Source organism: Rodentibacter heidelbergensis (assembly GCF_002000125.1).
Lineage (GTDB): Bacteria > Pseudomonadota > Gammaproteobacteria > Enterobacterales > Pasteurellaceae > Rodentibacter > Rodentibacter heidelbergensis.
In genome coordinates this window covers 1-2,474 of the sequence record NZ_MLHH01000013.1, presented here as the reverse complement: position 1 = coordinate 2,474, position 2,474 = coordinate 1, and the positions used below count along the sequence as shown (strand labels likewise).

Annotated in this window: 2 protein-coding genes; both read right to left on the bottom strand. The window is 45.7% G+C overall.

Annotation, left to right across the window (positions count from 1 at the left end; genetic code table 11):
- Positions 1-1,110: two-partner secretion domain-containing protein (locus tag BKK48_RS06675; protein WP_143538817.1), on the bottom strand; the 1,110-nt coding region annotated here is incomplete at its 3' end.
- A gap of 92 nt (positions 1,111-1,202) precedes the next feature.
- Positions 1,203-2,474, bottom strand: a 1,272-nt coding sequence (locus tag BKK48_RS06670) for a ShlB/FhaC/HecB family hemolysin secretion/activation protein (RefSeq protein WP_143538815.1), incomplete at its 5' end; no start/stop codon positions are given.

Here is a 2,474-nt window from a genome sequence, read left to right as displayed (position 1 = left end):
TGTGGCACTGATAGTTCCGCTATTAACAATTCGCCCCTCACTATCAATCTGCACATTCCCCGCACTTGCGCCTATATGTCCGGCATGGCGGACGCCTAATCCACTGCCGTTGTCCACTAAGTGAATTCGTTCGGCATACATCCCGCCCAGTTGGCTGACATCTACCGCATAGCTTTGGTCATGTTGCTGATTGGTTTGAGGCTCAGAAGTGCGGTCATTTTCAGCCCTGTTTTTATCTCCCACATAAACCACCGAATCATTCGTTCGGTTGACTCGGTTTTTCCCTGTGGTCACTTTTATCGCCTTTTTCGACCAAACCCCTCCGTCAATTTTCACTTTTTCCGCAATAATATCGGTATAATCCGATTGGGTGTTATCCATCCCTTTGCCGGAAACCGTGACTTGACCACCTTTCACTTCATAACCTTTCAATTCGCCATTTTCTAACCGGGCGTACCCTGTCGTCATTGTGGCTCTACCTGCATTTATCACCCCACAGCCTTCACAATGAATCCCACTCGGGTTGGCAATCACCACATCGGCTTTTTTACCCGCCACTTCCACATAGCCTTTCAAGCGACTTGGGTTGACGGAATTGACTTCATTTAAAATCACTTTGGCTTCGCCACGGGCAAGGTTTGGGTTGCCTTGTACCCAGCCTGCCATTTGGCTTTGGGTCGCTTTGCGGGCGTTATTTAACACCGCCCCTTTTTCTGCCACATCAAATTGCGAATATTGGTTACGAGAAACGCCCGCAGCACTGGGCGTTTGAATGTTTACTTGAGGAAGACCATTAGCAGTTTGAAGAATAGTCGGTTGTTGGTTGCCCGGGGCCGATTTATCTGCACGAATCGCCATGTCGACATGCGCTTGTGCGCTGTTTGGGGCAAGATATACAAAGCCTAAAGCAACCATCAGGCTAAAATGAATGGGGTTGAGAAGGCAGGCAACAGGAGAAGACAAAAGTGCGGTGGAATTTAACGTTGTTTTTGTTTCCGTACTTTCAAGATTTTCACAGGTCGCCTTGCCTTGTGTTTTGGCAAGTTCAGACACAACAATAAGCTGGTTCAATACACGGCTGAAGATAACTTTATAGTGATTTTTGTTCATGCGGTTTCCTTAGAAATAAAAATTTTGAAATCGTTTAAATGCGCTTTAACGATTTAGGTGTTTCGGTTTAAAAATAAAATTTGTGTTTTCATTTAAAAACGATAACTCAGGTTAAAACCTGTCGTTACATGGCTGGTTCGAAAACCCTGTGGCTTTTTGATAGGGGTGCCGATAAAGTATTCATAGTTAATGCCCCAAAGTTTTCCTCGAAGCCCCATCACGCCACCGGTGAGACGCTCTCCTAGCTGAAGTTCTTCTTGATGAGAGCGGACGACACCTTTATCCAGACCAAGATAAAGTTCGTGTCCTTTGTTCATCACATCCCATGCTAATTCATTACGCCACAGCCAACCCCGTTCGCCGGAAAGGGTGAGCTCGCCATCAAAACCTCGCACCGTATAACGTCCACCAATACTCAATTTATCTTGTTGTACTAAAGGGGTTTGGTTCCACTGGGCATGCCAGCTCGTGTGAAAACGCAGTGCTTGGTTGGCAAGGGTAAAAGGATAAGCCAACTCAATGGTGGCGGTAACAATCTGCATGCGTGATGTGCCTTCACCAAAGGCTTCTTCCGGTGCGGGGAGCGCACGATAAGCCCCCGTTCCCCGTTTGTAGTTTGCGCTAAGTTGAAGGGTCGCATTGCCAATATAGTGTGTATGATTGAATCCCACTTCCCAACCGGCTGTACGCCGGCGCTGTACTTCTACTTCGGTGTCATTAATGTAATTTGAGGATTTTCTCGCCCATACCGCCGCATTAATAGAGGTTTTATATTGACTACCTCGGGATAATAAACGGCTGAGATTGGCTTTCATTTGTTGGCTTTCACCGGAATATTGATAAGATTCAAAGGCGCCTGCAATGGTTTGATGATAGGTATAACGTGAGCCTGAAAGGGTGAGAAGATAATTTTTCCAAGGAATTGAGTAATAAAGACTGAAATTTTTACTGCCGTAATCCCCCTCCGCATTATCGCTCTTTCGTTTAAAACTCCTTGTTCCGCTGATATAAAACATATCGTTTAACGTTAATACATTATCCCAAGAAAAAGTGGCCGACCCTTGTAACCGACCTGTCGCTTTGGTGCCCGAGTCATCCAATCCTAAAGTGAGGTGGAAAGGTAAACTTTGTTTGTATTGAATCACCACATCGGTTTCACCCACTGATTCCCCCGGTACTAATTCAATATTCGCATCGGCACTGGGTGGGCGTTTTAAATTTTCTAACCCTTGCTCAATATCACGCACATTTAAAATATCCCCTTGTGCCATCGGCATCGCAAACCAAAGTGTTCCTCCTGTTGCAAAAGGTATCCCACTTTGGTCTTGTAATTGAATATGCCCAACTTTTCCCGGAATGACCGT